Origin of the sequence: Pseudomonas sp. UMAB-40 (assembly GCF_900095275.1) — a bacterium.
GTDB lineage: Bacteria > Pseudomonadota > Gammaproteobacteria > Pseudomonadales > Pseudomonadaceae > Aquipseudomonas > Aquipseudomonas mandelii_B.
Map to the genome: position 1 here is coordinate 55,555 of NZ_LT607564.1, position 17,175 is coordinate 72,729.

Annotated in this window: 23 protein-coding genes; 17 read left to right on the forward strand and 6 right to left on the reverse strand. The window is 54.5% G+C overall.

All coding sequences use genetic code 11. From position 1 onward, the window contains the following. Positions 1 to 20: 20 nt before the first annotated feature. The 11 genes from K0F88_RS19745 (at position 21) to K0F88_RS19795 (ending at position 7,199) form a co-directional block, all read left to right on the forward strand. Positions 21 to 344, forward strand: coding sequence for a hypothetical protein (locus tag K0F88_RS19745; RefSeq protein ID WP_219096180.1), 324 nt, complete (start codon positions 21 to 23; stop codon positions 342 to 344). After that, positions 341 to 820 carry a hypothetical protein gene (locus K0F88_RS19750; RefSeq protein ID WP_219096181.1) on the forward strand — a complete coding sequence of 160 codons (480 nt, stop codon included), beginning with the start codon at positions 341 to 343 and terminating at the stop codon, positions 818 to 820. Before K0F88_RS19745 ends, K0F88_RS19750 begins: the two co-directional genes overlap by 4 nt. Positions 821 to 836: 16 nt before the next feature. Then, on the forward strand, positions 837 to 1,244 hold the full coding sequence (locus K0F88_RS19755; RefSeq protein WP_219096182.1) for a hypothetical protein: 408 nt from the start codon (positions 837 to 839) through the stop codon (positions 1,242 to 1,244). 27 nt (positions 1,245 to 1,271) lie between these two features. Then, complete coding sequence (locus K0F88_RS19760; RefSeq protein WP_219096183.1) at positions 1,272 to 1,646, forward strand: hypothetical protein; 375 nt, start codon at positions 1,272 to 1,274, stop codon at positions 1,644 to 1,646. Beyond that, positions 1,646 to 1,966, forward strand: coding sequence for a hypothetical protein (locus K0F88_RS19765; RefSeq protein ID WP_219096184.1), 321 nt, complete (start codon positions 1,646 to 1,648; stop codon positions 1,964 to 1,966). The genes K0F88_RS19760 and K0F88_RS19765 overlap by 1 nt, the downstream gene beginning before the upstream one ends. Before the next feature lie 132 nt (positions 1,967 to 2,098). Continuing rightward, positions 2,099 to 2,545 carry a hypothetical protein gene (locus K0F88_RS19770; RefSeq protein ID WP_219096185.1) on the forward strand — a complete coding sequence of 149 codons (447 nt, stop codon included), beginning with the start codon at positions 2,099 to 2,101 and terminating at the stop codon, positions 2,543 to 2,545. A 139-nt stretch (positions 2,546 to 2,684) separates the two neighbouring features. Then, entirely contained in the window at positions 2,685 to 3,683 is a 999-nt protein-coding gene (locus tag K0F88_RS19775; RefSeq protein WP_219096186.1) for a hypothetical protein, read from the forward strand. 319 nt (positions 3,684 to 4,002) lie between these two features. After that, a complete protein-coding gene (locus K0F88_RS19780) occupies positions 4,003 to 4,584 on the forward strand; it encodes a hypothetical protein (RefSeq protein ID WP_219096187.1) in 582 nt (193 codons plus the stop codon). Between the two features lie 29 nt (positions 4,585 to 4,613). Continuing rightward, the gene (hemF, locus tag K0F88_RS19785) at positions 4,614 to 5,561 is read left to right on the forward strand and encodes an oxygen-dependent coproporphyrinogen oxidase (protein WP_219096188.1); all 948 of its coding nucleotides are present in this window, start codon (positions 4,614 to 4,616) and stop codon (positions 5,559 to 5,561) included. A gap of 19 nt (positions 5,562 to 5,580) precedes the next feature. Continuing rightward, positions 5,581 to 6,414 (forward strand): shikimate dehydrogenase, encoded by an 834-nt coding sequence (gene aroE / locus K0F88_RS19790; RefSeq protein WP_219096353.1) that lies wholly within the window; start codon positions 5,581 to 5,583, stop codon positions 6,412 to 6,414. Between the two features lie 14 nt (positions 6,415 to 6,428). Continuing rightward, positions 6,429 to 7,199 carry a GNAT family N-acetyltransferase gene (locus K0F88_RS19795; protein ID WP_219096189.1) on the forward strand — a complete coding sequence of 257 codons (771 nt, stop codon included), beginning with the start codon at positions 6,429 to 6,431 and terminating at the stop codon, positions 7,197 to 7,199. Positions 7,200 to 7,320: 121 nt separating this feature from the next. Here the strand turns inward: K0F88_RS19795 and K0F88_RS19800 are convergent, their stop codons facing one another. Then, complete coding sequence (locus K0F88_RS19800) at positions 7,321 to 8,673, reverse strand: OprD family porin (protein WP_219096190.1); 1,353 nt, start codon at positions 8,671 to 8,673, stop codon at positions 7,321 to 7,323. Positions 8,674 to 9,154: 481 nt separating this feature from the next. Here K0F88_RS19800 and K0F88_RS19805 point away from each other — a divergent pair, with 481 nt between their 5' ends. Beyond that, positions 9,155 to 9,406, forward strand: a complete 252-nt coding sequence (locus tag K0F88_RS19805; RefSeq protein WP_219096191.1) for a hypothetical protein — start codon at positions 9,155 to 9,157, stop codon at positions 9,404 to 9,406. A 64-nt stretch (positions 9,407 to 9,470) separates the two neighbouring features. Here the strand turns inward: K0F88_RS19805 and K0F88_RS19810 are convergent, their stop codons facing one another. The 3 genes from K0F88_RS19810 to K0F88_RS19820 all read right to left on the reverse strand — a co-directional run bounded on the left by K0F88_RS19810 (position 9,471) and on the right by K0F88_RS19820 (position 11,723). After that, a complete protein-coding gene (locus tag K0F88_RS19810) occupies positions 9,471 to 10,379 on the reverse strand; it encodes an Ig-like domain-containing protein (protein WP_219096192.1) in 909 nt (302 codons plus the stop codon). Positions 10,380 to 10,617: 238 nt separating this feature from the next. Further along, a complete protein-coding gene (locus tag K0F88_RS19815; RefSeq protein ID WP_219096193.1) occupies positions 10,618 to 11,166 on the reverse strand; it encodes a DNA-binding protein in 549 nt (182 codons plus the stop codon). 77 nt (positions 11,167 to 11,243) lie between these two features. Further along, positions 11,244 to 11,723: a thermonuclease family protein gene (locus K0F88_RS19820; protein ID WP_219096194.1), complete on the reverse strand. Its 480-nt coding sequence runs from the start codon at positions 11,721 to 11,723 to the stop codon at positions 11,244 to 11,246. Positions 11,724 to 11,873: 150 nt separating this feature from the next. On the opposite strand from K0F88_RS19820, the gene K0F88_RS19825 reads away from it, so the two are divergent. Genes K0F88_RS19825 through K0F88_RS19835 form a run of 3 tightly spaced genes read left to right on the forward strand, consistent with a single transcriptional unit; the run spans position 11,874 to position 12,984 of the window. Then, positions 11,874 to 12,338: a hypothetical protein gene (locus tag K0F88_RS19825; RefSeq protein WP_219096195.1), complete on the forward strand. Its 465-nt coding sequence runs from the start codon at positions 11,874 to 11,876 to the stop codon at positions 12,336 to 12,338. After that, the gene (locus tag K0F88_RS19830; protein WP_219096196.1) at positions 12,338 to 12,697 is read left to right on the forward strand and encodes a hypothetical protein; all 360 of its coding nucleotides are present in this window, start codon (positions 12,338 to 12,340) and stop codon (positions 12,695 to 12,697) included. Before K0F88_RS19825 ends, K0F88_RS19830 begins: the two co-directional genes overlap by 1 nt. Further along, complete coding sequence (locus K0F88_RS19835) at positions 12,697 to 12,984, forward strand: hypothetical protein (protein ID WP_219096197.1); 288 nt, start codon at positions 12,697 to 12,699, stop codon at positions 12,982 to 12,984. Before K0F88_RS19830 ends, K0F88_RS19835 begins: the two co-directional genes overlap by 1 nt. 33 nt (positions 12,985 to 13,017) lie before the next feature. Here K0F88_RS19835 and K0F88_RS19840 read toward each other — a convergent pair whose 3' ends face one another. Together K0F88_RS19840 and K0F88_RS19845 are read right to left on the reverse strand one after the other, a co-directional pair. Then, positions 13,018 to 14,079 (reverse strand): tetratricopeptide repeat protein, encoded by a 1,062-nt coding sequence (locus K0F88_RS19840; protein ID WP_219096198.1) that lies wholly within the window; start codon positions 14,077 to 14,079, stop codon positions 13,018 to 13,020. 180 nt (positions 14,080 to 14,259) lie between these two features. Beyond that, positions 14,260 to 14,868: a hypothetical protein gene (locus K0F88_RS19845; RefSeq protein ID WP_219096199.1), complete on the reverse strand. Its 609-nt coding sequence runs from the start codon at positions 14,866 to 14,868 to the stop codon at positions 14,260 to 14,262. A gap of 164 nt (positions 14,869 to 15,032) precedes the next feature. On the opposite strand from K0F88_RS19845, the gene K0F88_RS19850 reads away from it, so the two are divergent. Both K0F88_RS19850 and K0F88_RS19855 read left to right on the forward strand, forming a co-directional pair. Further along, positions 15,033 to 16,874, forward strand: a complete 1,842-nt coding sequence (locus K0F88_RS19850) for a DNA cytosine methyltransferase (RefSeq protein WP_219096200.1) — start codon at positions 15,033 to 15,035, stop codon at positions 16,872 to 16,874. Positions 16,875 to 16,889: 15 nt separating this feature from the next. Then, positions 16,890 to 17,165, forward strand: coding sequence for a hypothetical protein (locus K0F88_RS19855; protein ID WP_219096201.1), 276 nt, complete (start codon positions 16,890 to 16,892; stop codon positions 17,163 to 17,165). Positions 17,166 to 17,175 lie beyond the last annotated feature (10 nt).

The window sequence follows — 17,175 nt, forward strand, 5'->3', positions numbered from 1 at the left end:
ACGGCTAAGGATGATGATTGATGCTCTACGAAACAACACCACGCGTTGAAGGACTCTGCCGTTTTGTCGGTGAGGTACTGGCCGAACACCCACGTACAAACGCGTTGATGCTGCTGGTGGCCGTTGATCTGATTCATAACCAGGGCGACTCGCCGGCAAACATCTATGAGCGAACAACGGGCACCCGCGCCAGCACAGCAGCAGAGAACTGCATCACTCGCTTGCGGAGCATGGGTTTCTGCGAGCTTGCCGAAGGCGAGTATCTAGGGGGTGCCAGCGGGCGCCGGCATGTGTTCCTGACTGAGAAGGCCGCATCACTGCTTGAATTAGGACCATCCAAATGAATTTGCACCCCGCCTCTTCGCTTGCTGCGCATTCCGCCATCGAGCGCTGGCTCTACCCCCTCGAAAATTTGTCGCTGGAATGCGACGGCATGTCGAGGGTGATTGCAGCCCTTTTCAATCGAGCCAGCATTCAATACACGGTGTTTATGGGCATGTTGGTTGATACCAGCCTCCCTGCCACCGATCCGAATGCAAAAGTGCTCCACTGCTGGATCACGCTGTCAGACGGCGCCATCGTCGACTACCGGGCACGGATGTGGTTTGGCGCAGACGCCCCCCATGGCGTTTTCCACCCTTCCGAGTTCAGCCGCTTCAAATACAGCAAGCCCGTCCCACAAGGGAATTTCAGCCTGCCAATCAACTTGCTCAGCGCCATGGCTGAAACCGACCTCTCGGCGTTCCCAAACCCGCCTATTGAGGCCCAATTTCAGTACGAAAGTGTGAGCAAGGTACAACAGCGTTTCACGATGCATTGAACAGGACACTACCAATATGCTGATGACCATGAGTCGATTTAAAAAGAATCAACCAGGCAGCAAAAAGAAGACTGCTATTCGTGTTGCCGTGTGCCTGGCGCTTGCGCCATTTGTTTTCAGCGCTGGTTATGCCGTGCTCATGCTGATCATGATTGCCATGTGGAAAATTGGCAACGCACTCGGTGATAACGGAAAGATGCTCCCCTACTCGATCTTTGCCTTTGTTTTTCTCTGCTTATGGCTTGTGTGGGAGTTTCGAGCAAACAAGAAACTCTATCGCGAGTACCTGTGCAAGCAGCCGCCTGAAAAGTTGATCGAGATGATCAGCGCACCGCAAGGGGTTTACAGCAAATCTGAAATGGAATTTGCTCGTGAAGCATTGCAAGAAGCTGCGCCAGTAACTACAGCCCAGCCGGCCGTTTAAGCCTCGCTAACAAAAGGAGTTGTTCACATGAGTGAATTTCAAATTCAAAAAGAACGCTGGGAAACTGTTGGTTTTGAACTTCGCTCACTTGAGAGCCAACGCTTTTACCTCACACGGACGTACCAAGACGTGATTTTCATTGTGCGTCACGCGACCGATACCGTAGTGCTACCAAGCACGGAACACTCGTTTCGAGTCTGCTTCAAGGATCGCGAGTCTGGGATTTTGAATTCTGAAACGCGACGAGCGACCGGCCTCGACGCCCTGCTGGATTTGATTCTGAAATGGCGCCATGAATTGCGCGCTACTGGTTATGCAGTACAGCCAACGCCCTCCCTGCTAATGATTGGGCATCAACAAGGCCAGCAGGTACGGGTTTCTCGACCTGTGGAGCATGTGTAATGGTCTACCAGGTCACGATTGAGATAACCGGCGTGTCAGGTGTGATGCCTACGCCGGTCGACGCATCTCTGCGCCATGGGCCAGTGAATGGCAACGCTCAATTCAAAATCAAATCCGGACTGCGGCCAACGGCCTTACAGCTCGCCCACCTGTTGAGCCTTCACTGTGATGAGTGGTGCCTTACCCATTACGACCATGTTTCGGGCTATGGCGAGTTCATTACGGTTGATTTTGATCCGCCCACGCAAGGCTCTCAAATTCAACTTGAGTGTTTTACGGACTGGCCTCGGACAACAACTCTCGTTTTTGAAAGATCCTGATGCCCAGTATTACATTGCAATAACAGACTCATGGAAAACTGGTTGTTTTCGATGGAAATTCGGCAACAATTTATTTGTATTCTCTGTTGCTCATGTTCAATAATAGGTTGTGGTTAATCAACGAGGTGTTTTATGAGTGTGAATGTTGAGCTGGTTCATTTGATGAGTGCTTATCGTAGTCGCAAGTACAATACGAGCGAAAAGGTGAAGGCTAACTGTCTGACGCTGCTTATTGCTGTTGTGGCATTTTGCTGCTTTATCAAATTTGATAGTTTCATTCCTTTAGCAGCGGGGTTGTTCGTAGCGTTCGTGGTGTGGTTGGTGTTGGGATTTCCCGGCTGGACGTTCGAGGATGATTTCCTCAAAAACGTCGCGGTGACTGATGATTTTCTCAAGGAAGTCGCAAAGGCCCCTTTTCCTGATGATTTGAAGGGTTTGATTGCAACCTCGTATCGCGACAACCCTCACCTGCCCTTTGGAGCGGTTCTGGAAATCGAGAAATACTACTACGACGCAGTTAGACGGAATGCAGGTGTAGGTTTTCAAAGCCTTGCCAAACACATTCCACAAGCTGACTGACTCCGGTTCAGCCAGGCCATTAGCCCCGCCCATTGCGGGGTTTTTTTGTGCCTGCATTGGGAATGAATAAATTATATTTGCATATCATAATTGCTTGAGGAATACTGCCCCCACAGTCACTGGACACTAGGAGCAAGCAATGGAAAAGGTAATCGCGTTCGATGAGGCTTCCGCTAGCTTTCGAGTGTACTTTCCAAAGTCCGAGCTGCTTCTTGCTGCTGTTCGCGAACTTCCTGTGCGCAAGTTCTGCAAGCTGGGCCGCGATGTCTACTGGCAAGTCGGTACAGACGCCCCTTCGGCTGTTGCATTGGCCCGAATTGCCTTTGCCAACGACTTTGTGGTGAGCCACACCGCCGCCCAGCGCATCAAGGATGCTTTCACCGCGCCGGCTACCGCCGCTACCGTGCCCTCGCTGAACGTGACCGGTGCATTCTCTGCTGGCTCCCTGATAACTCTGAGCGTTCGCTTCAGCTACAACGAAGGCTATGTGCGACTGATCAAATCGGTTTCAGGCTCTGTTTATGCCGGTAGCACCAAGACTTGGGCCTTGCCCGTCCATAACGGCGCCATCTCGGTTGTCACCCACCTGATTACCGAATGTGGGTTCACCGTCAGCGTCGAAGTCGTCGAGGCCATTCAAGCGCTACTCAAGACGTCGGCCAATGCAGGATATGTCGAAGCCTGCCGCGCCCTTGATCAAGCGCTTGAGCGTATTGCCGGCGCCGTTTCACCCATAACTCAAGCGGCAAGCAAGACGATGCCACCACTGGCTGTCATTGATGCCAAGGCTATCGCTCATTGGGTTGCAGATTCGACGTCTCGCGCTGATCAGGCTCGCGCACTACGCAGTGCTGCGCGAACTACACAGCGCGCAATTGATCGTGGCTTTGAAGGCGAAGCGGCGACCATCACCCCGGTGCAAGTCTTTGCGGTGCACAAGAACCTACGCGCCCTTGCCGGTGTCTGCGACGGTGCGGCCTCACAAGATGACGTCGGTTTTTCCGGTCCCGACGCCAAGGTTGGACGCAGTCTGGCCCTGCTACCAGCGATTGAGCCAATCCATGCCGCCTATGCGCGCCATCTGCTGCGCAAGTACAGCCGCCAGCTCGGCGAAGACGCTATTAAGGCAATGGGGTAATTCAGATGATGACAAGTGATGTTGCTCCGCACACCCAGGACCGCCGCCGACTGTGTCTATCGCTGGTCAAAACGATCGATCGGTCATCGCGGGTCTTGTATGTCGACCAGCATAGCGGCCACTGGGCGTTCCAGCGCGGCGCAGAGGGGCTCTTTGAGCTGTTCTCGTGCACAACGTGCGGCGAGCCGGTTGCCGGCCCCACAGACTCAACAAGCCATGTTTCGGTGGATTATGTGCCAGCAGGCGATAGCAGCACTGCCGTGAGCTTTCGTGCATGGCGCGTGAAGCACAACCTTCAGACGAACACATAGGAACAGTCATGCCACACAACAAAATCAGTAGTCTGATGCGCGCAGTGCCGAACGCAAGCCTTCAGCTTGGAAGCGTCGGGGGTGACAAGCCAGGCATTCTTTCCGGCAATCAACCCATTTGCAGGCTCAAGGAAGGCCCCGAGGGTGAAGCATACGGTGCTTTAATCGTTGGCGCTGTCAACGCCCTGCCCCAATTGCTTGCGGCACCTCAACGTTCAGCAAAAGGCCAGTGCGTCGACGGCATGTTGCGCGATCAGGTTGTGCAGCGCATTTCCAATGTTCTTGCGATGCGCCCAGGTGGTAAAAAAACTCAAACGAGCATCTGGGCCAAATTGATTTGGACGACCGTTGAGAGCTGCCTCGCCGAAAACCTTGATCCAAGTGGCGGAGATGCGGCTTCCGCTGTTGCAAACCTCACAGTCGTACCCGAAACCATCCAATCTGCACGTTACTCGGCAGTGCTAGAATTCAGCGCCATGCTGTTGGCCGCGTGCGAGACCCAGCATGAATCTGGAATGCCGGACTTCGAACCGGTAATCAGCGAGTGGGTACAGACGCTCAACACACATCCGAAAACAGCGGCCGGCTGACATAGGCCCACGCAATTTAAGGTTCTGCTATGTCCAACCACACCCAGGTTGTTAAAGCCTACCTACTTGATCTGCAAGACCGCATTTGCGCGGCGTTGCAATCCGAAGATGGCAGCGCCCAGTTTGTGGAGGATGCATGGAAACGCCCAGGCGGTGGCGGCGGCATCACCCGCGTGATTGAAAATGGCGATGTCATTGAGAAAGGCGGCGTCAACTTTTCTCACGTTTTTGGCAGCACGCTGCCCCCCTCCGCCAGCGCCCACAGACCTGAAATGGCCGGTCGCGGCTTTGAAGCTTTAGGCGTGTCATTGGTCATTCATCCGTACAATCCACACGTTCCAACCTCTCACGCCAACGTCCGATTTTTTATCGCGGAAAAAGACGGGGAGGAACCGGTTTGGTGGTTCGGCGGTGGTTTTGACCTAACCCCTTACTATGGTAACGAAGAGGACTGCGTGCACTGGCACCGTGTCGCCGAAAAGGCGTGCGCGCCATTTGGGTCGGACGTGTATCCCCGTTACAAGGCGTGGTGCGACACCTACTTCCATATCAAGCACCGGAATGAGCCGCGCGGAATTGGCGGCCTGTTTTTTGATGACCTAAATGAATGGGGATTCGACAAGACCTTCGCGTTTTGGCGAGCGGTGGGAGACGCCTACATCGAGGCGTACCTACCGATCATGCAGCGCCGCAAGAGCCAGGCATTCACCGCACAGCAACGTGAGTTTCAGGAATTCCGCCGTGGCCGCTATGTTGAGTTCAACCTTGTCTATGACCGAGGAACCCTATTCGGCTTGCAATCAGGTGGACGCACTGAATCGATCCTGATGTCGCTGCCACCGCAGGTTCGCTGGTCGTATGACTGGAAAGCTGAGCCAGGTAGCGAAGAAGCACGACTGACCGATTATTACTTGCAAAATCGTGATTGGCTTGCGGATCCGAAACTGAATGGTGGTGAACATGATCAGTCAGTCTAAACCCGGTGAAGTACAGCCCATGGATCGCTACGTTGTCATCGGCAACCCCATTGGGCATAGCAAGTCCCCTCTCCTGCACATCGTCTTTGCCCAGCAGACAGCCCAGCACATGGAATATGGCGCCTTGCTGTCCCCGCTCGATGACTTCGCCGGCTGTGCTGCGCGTTTTTTTCAGGGAGGGCTTGGGGCGAATGTGACTGTGCCATTCAAGGAGGAGGCATACCAGCTGGTGAGCAAGCTGACAGACAGGGCGCTACGCGCCGGGGCGGTGAACACCATAAGCAAGTTAGCCGACGGGAGCCTTCTCGGCGACAACACCGACGGTGCTGGCCTACTGAGGGATCTGCGGCACGCGGGTGTGTCCATTGAAGGTAAACGCATCCTGCTTCTCGGCGCCGGTGGCGCGGCGCGTGGTTCGCTTGAGCCGCTGCTTGCCGAACACCCCGCCGCAGTAGTCATCGGCAACCGCACAATTGAGAAGGCGGAGGCACTTGCCATGCAGTTCGCGGATCTGGGGCCAGTCACTGCAAGCCGATTTGAAAGCTTGCATGAGCCGTTTGATCTGATCATCAATGCTACGTCGGCCAGCCTAAACGGCACCATGCCGCCGATTAAGGAATGCTTGATCGCACCAGGGCGAACCGTTTGCTACGACATGATGTATGGGAAGGATGCGACGGTGTTCTGCCGCTGGGCAATAGAGAACCATGCCGCGTTGCAAATGGACGGCTTGGGAATGCTTGTTGAGCAGGCAGCGGAAGCTTTTTACCTGTGGCGCGGCGTGCGGCCTCAAACAGCACCGGTGCAAGAGCAGATTCGACGCAAGATGTACGCGGATAGCAAACAGGCGTAACAGGGAAATCACCCATGCCGGACAAAAAAAGTCGCCACTCAAGTATTCGCATTGCCACCAAAGCTGACTTGCCATTCATCCATGAGTGGCTAAAGGCTGAAGAGCACGATGGCCATGGGTTCATCCATAACTGGGGGGGCATCCAAAAGGCCACGGCCGAGAAAGAAGTGACTGTCTTTGTCGATGGTGTAGGACCTATCGGTTTCCTGACTTACGGGATATCGCTCGGCTCCATTCTTCAGGTGAGAAGCGACTACCACGGTCGTGGCGTTGGGCGGGCACTTGTTGAGCACGCAATCCGTAAAGAGGAGGCCAAAAACAATGCGGTGCTCGTGACTCAATGCGAGCCGAGAAGCTCCGTAGAGTTCTGGGCGCGCATGGGGTTCGAGGCGCATAGGGACGCAGAGGATTTGAAGCAGCAAAGGGCGGTGTACATGCAGCGCCTGTCGAGCGTGGCGCACTCAAAGGTTCGCGGCGATGACTTGGAGATGATTTCAGTACGGGTCTACCCTGAAAGCGTGCTCTACACACCGGGAAGCGTGAAGCCTGATCGAGTGCATTACGTGATGGCCAGGTTAGACGCTCAAAAGCGGACACTGGAACTTGCTCGCAGAATTTCCGTAGCTAAAGAGTCCATGCTCAAAGATCCAGTCGTCGAAGTCTGCTGGGGCAGCTGGGAACTCTACAAGGGCAAGGCAAAGCGAGCTGAGGCGGCCGACCTTGGCTTCCGGCCTACGCCGAACCAGCATGGCTGGTACTTGGACATCATCAAGCTTGCGGATTGAGAGTAACGCCATTGCCCCGTGGTTGATGCGTTGTACTGATGGCGTGCTGTACCGACTGCAAAGGCACAAACGCTGCAATTAAAAAAGCCCCGATCATGTCGGGGCTTTTTCATTTCTTCGATTAGAAGAAGTTGTAGGTGTAGGAAACGATGAGCCGGTTTTCATCCTGATCGCGCTGATTTACTGCATCAGAGCGCAAGGATGCGTTGCGCCAGGTCAAGCCCAAACCCTTTAGAGAACCGCTCGGAATCACGTAGCCCAGCTGGAAATCGCGCTCCCATTCGCGGCGGTCATTACCAGGGGCTGCAATGTTATCGCCCTTCAAGTACATGACCGAGGTGGTCAAGCCAGGAACGCCGATAGTTGCAAAGTCATATCCGTAACTGGCCAGCCAAGTACGTTCACCGGCACGCTGGAATTTACCGATTTGTACGTCGGTGATCAGGTATGCAGTTGAGCCGTCACCTTGGTTCAGGAACGGGAAGTCGGACGTTCCGTCGACTCGCTGATAACCGGCTGCCAACGAGTGCCCTTGAAGGCTGTACGTGAACTTCGCCGACCAGGTGCGGTTGTCGACCTCACCGCCGTTGTTGTTGTAGCCCGACGAGCGATAGCCGGCAATGCGGCCTTCTTGGTTACCGTTCTTGCCGTCAGAATCGCTGTAGAAGTAGCGCAGGTCAGATTTCAGGCTGCCCACTGGCAAAGCCCAGTTGTGAGTCAGACCGAGGAAGTGCTGCTTGTAGAAGTCTTCCAGGCTGCCGTAGTAATACTGCGCCATCAGATCCTTGGTGATCTTGTAGTCACCACCAGCGTAGTAGAACTCGTTGCTGCGCTGATTGGATGTTGCAGTCTGCGGGTTGCCGTTGGATCCGGCGATAGTCAGCGAGTCCATGTTGCTGGAGTTACGACCCTTGGCGTGTTCCAGCTTGCCGCCGATCAACGTCAGGTTTTCGATTTCGTTGCTTGTGACCTGACCGCCTTCAAAAGTCTGTGGCAGCAGGCGTCCATCGTTGGTTTGCACAACCGGCAGCTTCGGCTGGAGCGTGCCGAGTCGCAGCTCCGATTTGGAGATCTTCATCTTGCCGGTCACACCCAGGCTACCGAAGTCGCCTACAGCGCGGCCGTCGCTGTCGCTCGGGAACACTGTGCCGCCTTTACCCACGCTGCCGGCGTTGTAAGCAGTGCCCTTGCCAGAGTCGAGGCGAACGCCATACAAGCCGATAGCATCGACGCCGAAGCCCACGGTGCCCTGCGTATAACCAGATGTGAAGTTGAAGATGAAGCCTTGGCCCCATTCTTCTTGTTTTGATGGATTGGCGGTTCCGTCACGGTTATCCGTGTTGATGTAAAAGTTACGCGCTTGAACGGCGAGATGACTGTCTTCAACGAAGCCACTTGGCTTTGTTTCTGCGGCTTGAACACCCAGCGAAACGCTCGCCAGCGCGATGGCCAGCGACAAGGATTTTTGTGGCATTGATACAGCTCCTCAGGTCTTTAATTATTCTGTGCAACTAAAAATAATGTTAACAGGCAGGGAGATGCTCCCTCTCACGGAATGTGTCGACCTACGACTAAAGTACCCCCCATTGGACACTCCGGCACAGACCGTGAATAGCGGATGTTTGGCTGCCATTGATGCACCCACCTGGTGCAGGAACCATGATTTAAACGACCGGCATTGGATGCCGACTGCGCGAGCATCCTATTTTGGCATTGTTACAATATTGTTTCAGGAGAAATATTTCTATTCGCCCTAAAGTTTTTGCCGATTCGGCCGCTAGCTATGGCGCGGTTACGGCCTGACGCTCTAGATTTTGTGAAGTATAACTGTCATAAAAAAATAACTGTAAACACAGTAAATTATTCGTTTACCGGGTTTACACGACCGTAAAGAATTATTAGAATGGGCCATCAGCGACAAACAGTCACTGAATCCCACACCAAGGAGCAACACCATGAAAGCAACTATCAAAATCGCAGCATTCGGCCTCGTAGCACTGATCGCTCTGGCAAACACCGGCTGCACCACCATCGACAAGTTGCACGCCGACGCTGTAGCTGATCGCGCAGCCAATCCGGAGAAGTACACCGAAATCCCCGAGGTTCGCGCAGCACAAATGGCTAACAATCAGGACAGTGGGGCGTATCCAGCGTTCTGCACTTGGGGTTGCACTGATGATGCGATGCCTGTTACCCGAAATCACTAATTCGTTGAAGCAACTTGATAAAAAGGCCCCTAGTTAGGGGCCTTTATTTTTTTCAGCGCTAAATCTAGCCGCCACCGTCGCCACCACCAGAATCGCCATCAATGTAAACCTTCATCGATATTGGTTGGCTTGTAATTTGCCCACCGTTATAAGCGCGCAATGTCCACGTTACATATGCCTGCCCTTCGACTGAAAGTTTTACCGAGCGATTTCGTAAATCAACACTGGTAGCTGAACCTGAATACATTATATTGCCGCCGCTATCTACTAGCTCGTATCTAGTAGCGTTTATAGCACTCCACACGAATGTATTGCTGTAGTACGAGCCGTAGGAAATGCCAGGATCAATACCCGTACCAGTCCGGTCATATCGCAATTGATTAGGTATTCGTTTGTTGGCGTACTCGCTGTCCATAGTGAAAGATAGGATGGTCGGCCCGGTCGCAGTAAATGTGATACCTGTATTTGCATAGTTAGAAACCATCGTCTTGGCGTAGACGGTGGCGCTACCAGCGCTGCCACTTGCTACTGCGGCGTATGCCACGCCACCCGCATCGGTGTAAGAGGTGGAAGTGTTCAAGTAGCCAAACGACGTTAACCACTGCACCGCAATTCCAGCAAATACCGGCCTTCCAAGGCCATCTCTAACGTAGGCATATTGGGTGCTCCAAGTGCCATCAGCAGCGACCGAGGGAGGACTAGGAATAATCTGCACCACCGCTGCGGTATTTCGAATGAACTCGACTTCAGTGCAGCGCCCAGCCACAGGATCCCAGGTTTCAACTCCAACACATCCGACCCCGCCAGGATTGCCAGCGGCTTGCTTAATATCAAGTTTCAACGGCGGCATAGCGACGTTGAGCAAAATATCTGCGCTATTGGGCGTCAGATCCTTTCCGTTTGAGGCCATTGTGTTGCCAATCATGGATACGCCCAATAGCAATGCAGCTGGGATCCAGTGACGAATGTTCATGCGTTCAGTCTCACCTGTTGTGAACGGTTTCATTTCCTCACGTCGACACGCGTACCGTACTTCTAAGGTTTTGTGGACGTCAGCCGGCCCACTGCAAGGAACGGCTTGTCCTGCATCGTATCATTGTATTGAACCTAGTGTCTTGGCCCTGCTTTGAACGCTGCTCGCGTCCTGCGTGGGCCATTGCGGTGCTCCTGCCGCGCATGGAATGGCCGGGGGGCTGGACACGGCAGGCAAGTTACTTGGAAGGGGGGGTGCCGATAGGCTGAAGCTTTTGAAGTGCAAGCTCCAGGGCGTTGCGCGATTTCTCGCCTCTGTTGAGTTCACTGCGCTGCTCATCTATACGCGCAGTCAAATCAGCGATGCGGATCTGGGTGTGCTTTGCTGAAGTTTCGTAATTGGCGCAACGCTGCTTGTAATCGTTCATCTGATCGGTGACGGCACCTACGACTAATTCCAGTCGCTGAATCTCAATTTCGGCGGCACGTTGGGCGCTGGCCAGCTGCGCCATCAAATCCTGCACTCTGCGCTCAAGCTCAGCGACAGATACTCTTGGGTTCTCCGTCTGCGTCCCCGTAACAACGGAAGGATCCGGTTCGGATTTAGGCTTATCAGCACCAGGGGGGGCTACGCCTGTCGCCGCTCGCTCCCACACAATCAGCAAACGTCGAGGGTTACCGCCACCGATGCGCCGGCGCAATGAGTTTGCAGTGACGGCTCTCCCCTCCTCGATCAGTTGTCGGCCTGCGGCAATGATCTGCACTTCGGTAACTTCAACGGGACGCATTGGAATCCTTCAGGCCAGCACAGCTTACTTCGAAGATAGATTGTGGCCCCGACATCGCGAGACCTTTGATTTTGTGGTTACTGGCCGTGACGGAACGTCCACGGTGCTTGCGGCGACTTATCCTGCCACAAGCCAGACTGATGCGCGCGTGCCGAAGCCTCAATGGCTGGCAACTTAGGATCATGATTGTACCGCTCGTATACCCAAGCCATGCCGGCTTTAACCTGCTCGACATTGGCCTCATCAGCGCCAACCATCACTCGGCCAATCCGTCGCCCGTATTGATCGCCACCGAGGTCGATGATCTTCACGTCTTTACCAGCCACCAGGCTGATCAGGTTCTGCTTCGACTTCTGCCCGAATGGCTGAGTTTTTTCGGGCGCATCGATGTTGGCCAGTCTGATCCTGACCAGCTCACGCGAGTCTTTCAGCACTTCAATTGTGTCACCGTCCAACACACGGACGGCCTGCCCCGAGAACGTGGTGTCCGCAACTGCGGTGAGCGGTGCTGCGATAGCGAAGCATAGTGCCAATAGAGTGCGTTTCAGAGGGAGCATGATTCACCTACGGGGTATGGCGTCAGGCGCAATGGCCGCGACACGGGAAGGCTAGATATTAGCCTCTAGAGGCTATGACTGCAAAAGTTTTATCAAGGTATAGTGATATACTGTAGTGCTTACGCGACTTGATAAAATCGCCAGTATGATTTGCGAAAATCATTTATCAGTGATATTTTTCAATCATTGCTGCTGACCGGCAGCCCTACGACGGAATTGAGCATGCTCGCTTCGATATCGATTGATCACCTCAAGGCCTCGGCTTTTACACTCGCTGCATTTCAGCATCGCCGCCCCCAACTGACACGCAACGGTGCTGGTTTTGCCGGCTCCATCGGCGGCAAGTGCGGGCTTCTGTTTGCGTCCCAGGTTGAGCTGTTGTTTGAGTGGCGTGCTGTCGGTACTGGCGTGCAATCACTTGGTAACTACCAGATCACTCAGCGCCCTGACGTGGAGCCCATCATTGCTGGTGCAATCCTGTTGAGCGGCGACGGCGCTCCGCTTTCGTGGGGCGAACAAAGCGGTACGCTTGCTGCGCTGCTGGACGGACTGGAGTGGCAGCCGCTGGTGCGCGAAGCGCTTCTGAGGGCTTACCCCGATGAGCGAGAGTTCTGATGCCAAACTTGACGACTATCGCGCCGAAAGAAATGCTTGTCTGCAAGATGGATGGCCGCATTGAAGTGCTCATTCCAAAACGGCGCGGTATCGGCTTCCTAAAGGCGCCGCTCGGTCATCACATGAATGACCTTGCCAGGCTGTCGCACGAGCTCGACTTGGACTTCGTGGGTCTCGATGGTGCTCTTGAGATATATGGTGCGTGCATGTCGCCGCTCAAGGGTGACGATTACAGCGCGGTGATCACCCAAGCTTTGCCGGCTATATCTGCTTTGAACGGGTTTCCCTTTCGGGTTGTCGAGCGGGCCGAGTTTTACCTGCGCTTCCAAGCAGCAACAAAAACAGGAGAAGAAAAATGATGAGTACCGATCTGATCGATCAGGTGTGGGAAAAAGAAGGCTTCGAGCTGGTCGCCACTGGTGGCGGGTTTTGGGCGGCGCAGAAAGCTGTAAGCGGAGTTCTGTTTAAGATCTGCGATTACAACCAGACGCGACATCCTGACCCGGCCAAGGCGCTTGAGGTCAGCGCCTATGTCGCTGAGAGCCATGAGTGGCTGGAGTTCACCCAGGACGTCGAGTCGCTACAGGCGGCGCTGGCGCTGTTACCAGAGTGGGCGGCCGGCTTCCAAAAACGCATTTGCGCTTGAAAGCGTCAGCCGCCGCTATCAGCTGGCTAATGGTCAGTGACTGTTTGCCAGAATTGCCTGTCGTTCCTGTTCCAGCCAACCGGCGCCACGAGAAGCATCAAGCTGAACCTTTACGCCTTCGATAGCGGCCATCTCAACTTTCGCGAGGTTGTACCCCCGATCAGCGGCCAAGCTATACAGCGCATATGCCCTCCCCTCATCTTCGGCATCGTGCTTGCGCAGCATGATCGCGTTTGCTTGCAAGTAAAAATGCTCACCACTGTCTGCATCATCGCCCACGGTCGCTTTGGACGGTGTTAAAACCGAACTGGTATCAATGCCCAGTTCGCGCAGCATCTTGTTTGCGGACTTATCGCCGTGCTCACTCGCAAATGTCAGCGGGTCTACCGCCTCGATCTGGCGACCTTGGCGAACGTAGAGGCGTCCTAGCGCTACCGCTGCTTGCACATCGCCGGACTTGTAGGCCTGCATCAGGTACATCTCGCCCTTGGCTAATTCACCAAAGCGATAGCCGTCGTACAGGTCCGCGAAGAGCATGCCCAATTCGCGCTGGGCACGGACGCTGGTTTGCGCCCCAACTTCCATTAGCGCTACCCCACCGTTGAGGTTCTGCGAACCATTGTCGCCGCGCACCAACTGCCACCCGAGCACACGCGTTGCTTCAGGATCACCGAGGCTTGCTGAAGCCTGCAAGTGTTCCTGTGCGAGCTGTAAATCGCGAGGTCGAATTTTCCCCTCGGTGTAGATTTTCGCAATGTCATAGTGCGCAGTCGCGCTTCCGGATTCGGCCGCTCTTTCGAGGTACACCAGGCGCAGGTCGTCGCTCTCGGCGCTTTGTGCCAGCGTGTAAAGCTGTGTGGCCTCGTTGTTTTGGGGCTGGGCATTGTTGTCGCTCACAGGCTGCCAAACGCTGTCGGAGGGCATCACTTCGACTGACTGAGTCAACACAGGGGATGGGGCAGAACTAGCCGGTGCATCCGCTTGATCTTGCACTTGGGGGTATTCAGGAGTCTCGTGCTGAACTGTCGGCGAGGTGCAGCCATAAAGAAAGGCGGCGCCGATTACCAGAGGAATGGCGCCTTTGCAGAAAGTCAAAATGAGTGCTCCAAAGCAACGAGACACAGCAACGATAGGCGCTGGTCAGTAGTAACAACGTGCCATGATTTTATACCGTGCACACAAAAATGGAAGAATCCAGCCGTTCAATACCCTCGGAGGAGGCCCTTATCGGGCTCAAAGGCCAACGATTTCAACTGCCGGCTTTAGAATCCACAATCAAATTGGCTCAGTGAGCACGATGTTCGGCAGGCGCTCCGAATCAGACACCAGCGTCAAATCCTCCCGAGTCAGCCCCGCAATGTTGTACTCGCGGCCGAGGCGGTTGAACGTCGTGAGCAGCACGTTATGGCACGCTCGGTACAGCGCTTCAGCGTCGGCAACAATGATCAGCTCCGGCTTCATCTGTTTGTGCTGGTAGCACGCCAGGCGAATTGCCGTCATGACCACCCGAGTGCTTGGATTGACTTGAGTAACACCCCCAACATAAATCACAAGACCGAGCGCATCACAGCGCAGTTCTATCGCGTTGTGCGTGAACTGTCGCTTATCGCGCATCTCATTAATGGTCTGGCCGCACGAATGCATGACGGACCCATCAGCTGCTCTATAGCTCATAGCGTTGTACGCGCCGTAGGTGATGCCCTGGCGTTTCACCTTGCCATCGTCGTTCCAGTGGCCCACGTTCGCCTTGGTCGCGATATCGGTAAAGGTCGCGGTGATTTTGTTGAGTGCCGCTTGCGCGCCGAAGCCGCGAGCCAATTTGCTTGGCTGCACCAGGTCGCGCGCTTTCGGCGTGATGCCAATTACGTTGGAATTCTGAATCATGTTGGCAGTTCTCCTTTTGCCGCAAGCCATAATGGCAAGATATAGTGATATGAAACTACAATATCACTCAAGGGGCCGCAAGCTTCGGAGAGACTATTTTTTTGTGGTGCGGTACACGGTTTAATATTACGCTACCTAGTAATAGCTACCACCAGGCGATCACCATGGCAGAGAGTCCCCTCCAAAACCCGAAGCAGCCAAAGCCCTTGCGGGGCTACCACATCAAAAACATGGGGGAGAACCGGGGCAAGCCGCGAATATACCTTGAGCACACCGAGGTCTCGCCGGCTGGATTCCAGAAAGGTGATCGGTATGACATTCACCTGAAAAATGGTGTTTTTCGGATTGAAGCGAACCCCAACGGCGCACGCAAAATCTCCGGTAAAATTCACAAAACGACAGGTGAAGAAGTTCCGGTTATCGACATCAACAGCGAGAAGTTGCTTGCGTTGTTTGATGGCATGGCCGCCATTCGAGTTATGCAGCGTGACGGGGAAATCTTCCTGCTGCCTCTTGCTACCGAAGTGAAAAAGAAAGAACGCCTGAACCGCCTCAGATACAAAATTCAGAACGGCATTCCGCTTGAAATCGGGAGCTTGTCGCATGGCGGCGGCCTGCTCTCTAAAGCCGTGCACGAAGGCCTGCAATCGGCCGGCGTCGCCACCCGCAAAGGGTTTGTAAACGAAATTCGCCCTGAGCTACTTGATCACGCATCTTTTTCTGATGAATGGGAGTCGACGACCGCTCCCATCGCAGCCCCGATGCAAGAGCTGGCATTTGATGACATGGCGATGCGGGTATTGCCGAAACAAGATGGTATGGAAATGGGCCTCCCCTGCTCGGGGGCGAGTGTAGCCGGCCGTGCCAAGCGTGGAACTGCCCAACCCGAGGATCATCCTGAAGTTGGCCATCTTGTGGTTGCAGCCTTGGTGATCCTTGCCAAAGCCAACCCCGCGTTCGTGATATTCGAAAACGTTATTCCTTACGCCAGCTCTGCAAGCGCCTCGATCTTGCGTTCGCAACTCCGGGATCTTGGCTATACCACCCATGAGACTGTGCTCAAAGGCGAGGACTTCAACGCGCTCGAACCTAGAAACAGGTGGTGCATGATCGCGGTCACCCAGGGCATGCACTTCAGCTGGGACATGCTGCAAAAACCTGAAAAGAAGAACGTCACGTTCAGCGACATCATGGACGACATTCCTGATGACTCGGAAGTTTGGAGTGAAATGCAGGGCCTAAAAGACAAACAGGTCCGGGATCTGGCGGAAGGAAAAAACTTCCGCATGCAGATTTTCAACGCCGACTCTCCCAAGCTCGCCACCATCACCAAAGGCTATGCAAGGGTGCGTTCCACTGATCCAAAGATCAGCCATCCAACCAACCCGGATTTACTCCGCCAAATCACTGTTGCTGAACACGCTAAAGCGATGCAGTGGCCGCCCAACGTAGTTGCAGGGTTAGCGAAAACCATTGCACACGAACTGATGGGGCAAGGTGTTCTGCGAACGCCTTTTGTTGCGGCCGCACATCTTGTCGGCGAATCGATCCTGAACTTTGCGCACGACGGCGAGTTCGGCATGCGCGAACTGGTGCAGGTTATCCAGGACAACATTGAGGACACTGCCTCAATGATCGTGAGCGAAATCCGAGCGCCATTGGCCGGCGTGAAATATGAGGGGCGAGTCACCGTCAATGACGTTGGTATGGTCATTCAAGATATCGGTGGTGGTGTTGGCATCTTGCACAAGAGCAGCGCGCTCAGCGATGTAGCACTTGGCGAAGCGCTGGTCATCCAATACCCAAGTGTTTCCGGCGTCCCACTGATCAAGCATCTGGATCGACCTGCCCCAGCGGTAACCCCTGAGCTGGTGGCTGCACAACGACTCGACGCGGATGAAACCGCTGCCGCCGTGGCACACGAACGCCAAGAAGAGCAACTTTCCATGTTCCCTGCGGCCGAGGAAGTGGTGCGCTCGCGCCCCTCCTTTGGCCCCCGTATGTAAAAGAGAGAGCCGATCATGCGACCGACACAAGCAGAAGCCGCCGACCTTGCCCAGACTGCCAATGCGCTCAGTGAGCGCCTTGAAGCGGGGCTGAGGCGCATCGAGCAGACAAACCCAAGCAAACCCCTGCTTAAGGGCGTGAAGATGCTGTCATTGCCCTACGCGATCTTCCTGACCGAGCTTTGCGATGACACCAGCGAACTGACGTTCGAACAAGCGCGAGAAAAACTGAAACTCGTTGAAGCCCATTGCGATTTGGTCGACGCCGACTATCCCGCTGTCGCAGCCTAAAAGGATTCCA

Coding starts and splice junctions, on each gene's coding strand:
- K0F88_RS19755 (WP_219096182.1), top strand. CDS start 837: ATGCTGATGACCATGAGTCGATTTAAAAAGAATCAACCAGGCAGCAAA.
- K0F88_RS19750 (WP_219096181.1), top strand. CDS start 341: ATGAATTTGCACCCCGCCTCTTCGCTTGCTGCGCATTCCGCCATCGAG.
- K0F88_RS19780 (WP_219096187.1), top strand. CDS start 4,003: ATGCCACACAACAAAATCAGTAGTCTGATGCGCGCAGTGCCGAACGCA.
- K0F88_RS19760 (WP_219096183.1), top strand. CDS start 1,272: ATGAGTGAATTTCAAATTCAAAAAGAACGCTGGGAAACTGTTGGTTTT.
- aroE (WP_219096353.1), top strand. CDS start 5,581: ATGGATCGCTACGTTGTCATCGGCAACCCCATTGGGCATAGCAAGTCC.
- K0F88_RS19830 (WP_219096196.1), top strand. CDS start 12,338: ATGCCAAACTTGACGACTATCGCGCCGAAAGAAATGCTTGTCTGCAAG.
- K0F88_RS19855 (WP_219096201.1), top strand. CDS start 16,890: ATGCGACCGACACAAGCAGAAGCCGCCGACCTTGCCCAGACTGCCAAT.
- K0F88_RS19810 (WP_219096192.1), bottom strand. CDS start 10,379: ATGAACATTCGTCACTGGATCCCAGCTGCATTGCTATTGGGCGTATCC.
- K0F88_RS19775 (WP_219096186.1), top strand. CDS start 2,685: ATGGAAAAGGTAATCGCGTTCGATGAGGCTTCCGCTAGCTTTCGAGTG.
- K0F88_RS19770 (WP_219096185.1), top strand. CDS start 2,099: ATGAGTGTGAATGTTGAGCTGGTTCATTTGATGAGTGCTTATCGTAGT.
- K0F88_RS19835 (WP_219096197.1), top strand. CDS start 12,697: ATGAGTACCGATCTGATCGATCAGGTGTGGGAAAAAGAAGGCTTCGAG.
- K0F88_RS19765 (WP_219096184.1), top strand. CDS start 1,646: ATGGTCTACCAGGTCACGATTGAGATAACCGGCGTGTCAGGTGTGATG.
- K0F88_RS19795 (WP_219096189.1), top strand. CDS start 6,429: ATGCCGGACAAAAAAAGTCGCCACTCAAGTATTCGCATTGCCACCAAA.
- K0F88_RS19800 (WP_219096190.1), bottom strand. CDS start 8,673: ATGCCACAAAAATCCTTGTCGCTGGCCATCGCGCTGGCGAGCGTTTCG.
- K0F88_RS19745 (WP_219096180.1), top strand. CDS start 21: ATGCTCTACGAAACAACACCACGCGTTGAAGGACTCTGCCGTTTTGTC.
- K0F88_RS19805 (WP_219096191.1), top strand. CDS start 9,155: ATGAAAGCAACTATCAAAATCGCAGCATTCGGCCTCGTAGCACTGATC.
- K0F88_RS19845 (WP_219096199.1), bottom strand. CDS start 14,868: ATGATTCAGAATTCCAACGTAATTGGCATCACGCCGAAAGCGCGCGAC.
- K0F88_RS19815 (WP_219096193.1), bottom strand. CDS start 11,166: ATGCGTCCCGTTGAAGTTACCGAAGTGCAGATCATTGCCGCAGGCCGA.
- K0F88_RS19850 (WP_219096200.1), top strand. CDS start 15,033: ATGGCAGAGAGTCCCCTCCAAAACCCGAAGCAGCCAAAGCCCTTGCGG.
- K0F88_RS19820 (WP_219096194.1), bottom strand. CDS start 11,723: ATGCTCCCTCTGAAACGCACTCTATTGGCACTATGCTTCGCTATCGCA.
- hemF (WP_219096188.1), top strand. CDS start 4,614: ATGTCCAACCACACCCAGGTTGTTAAAGCCTACCTACTTGATCTGCAA.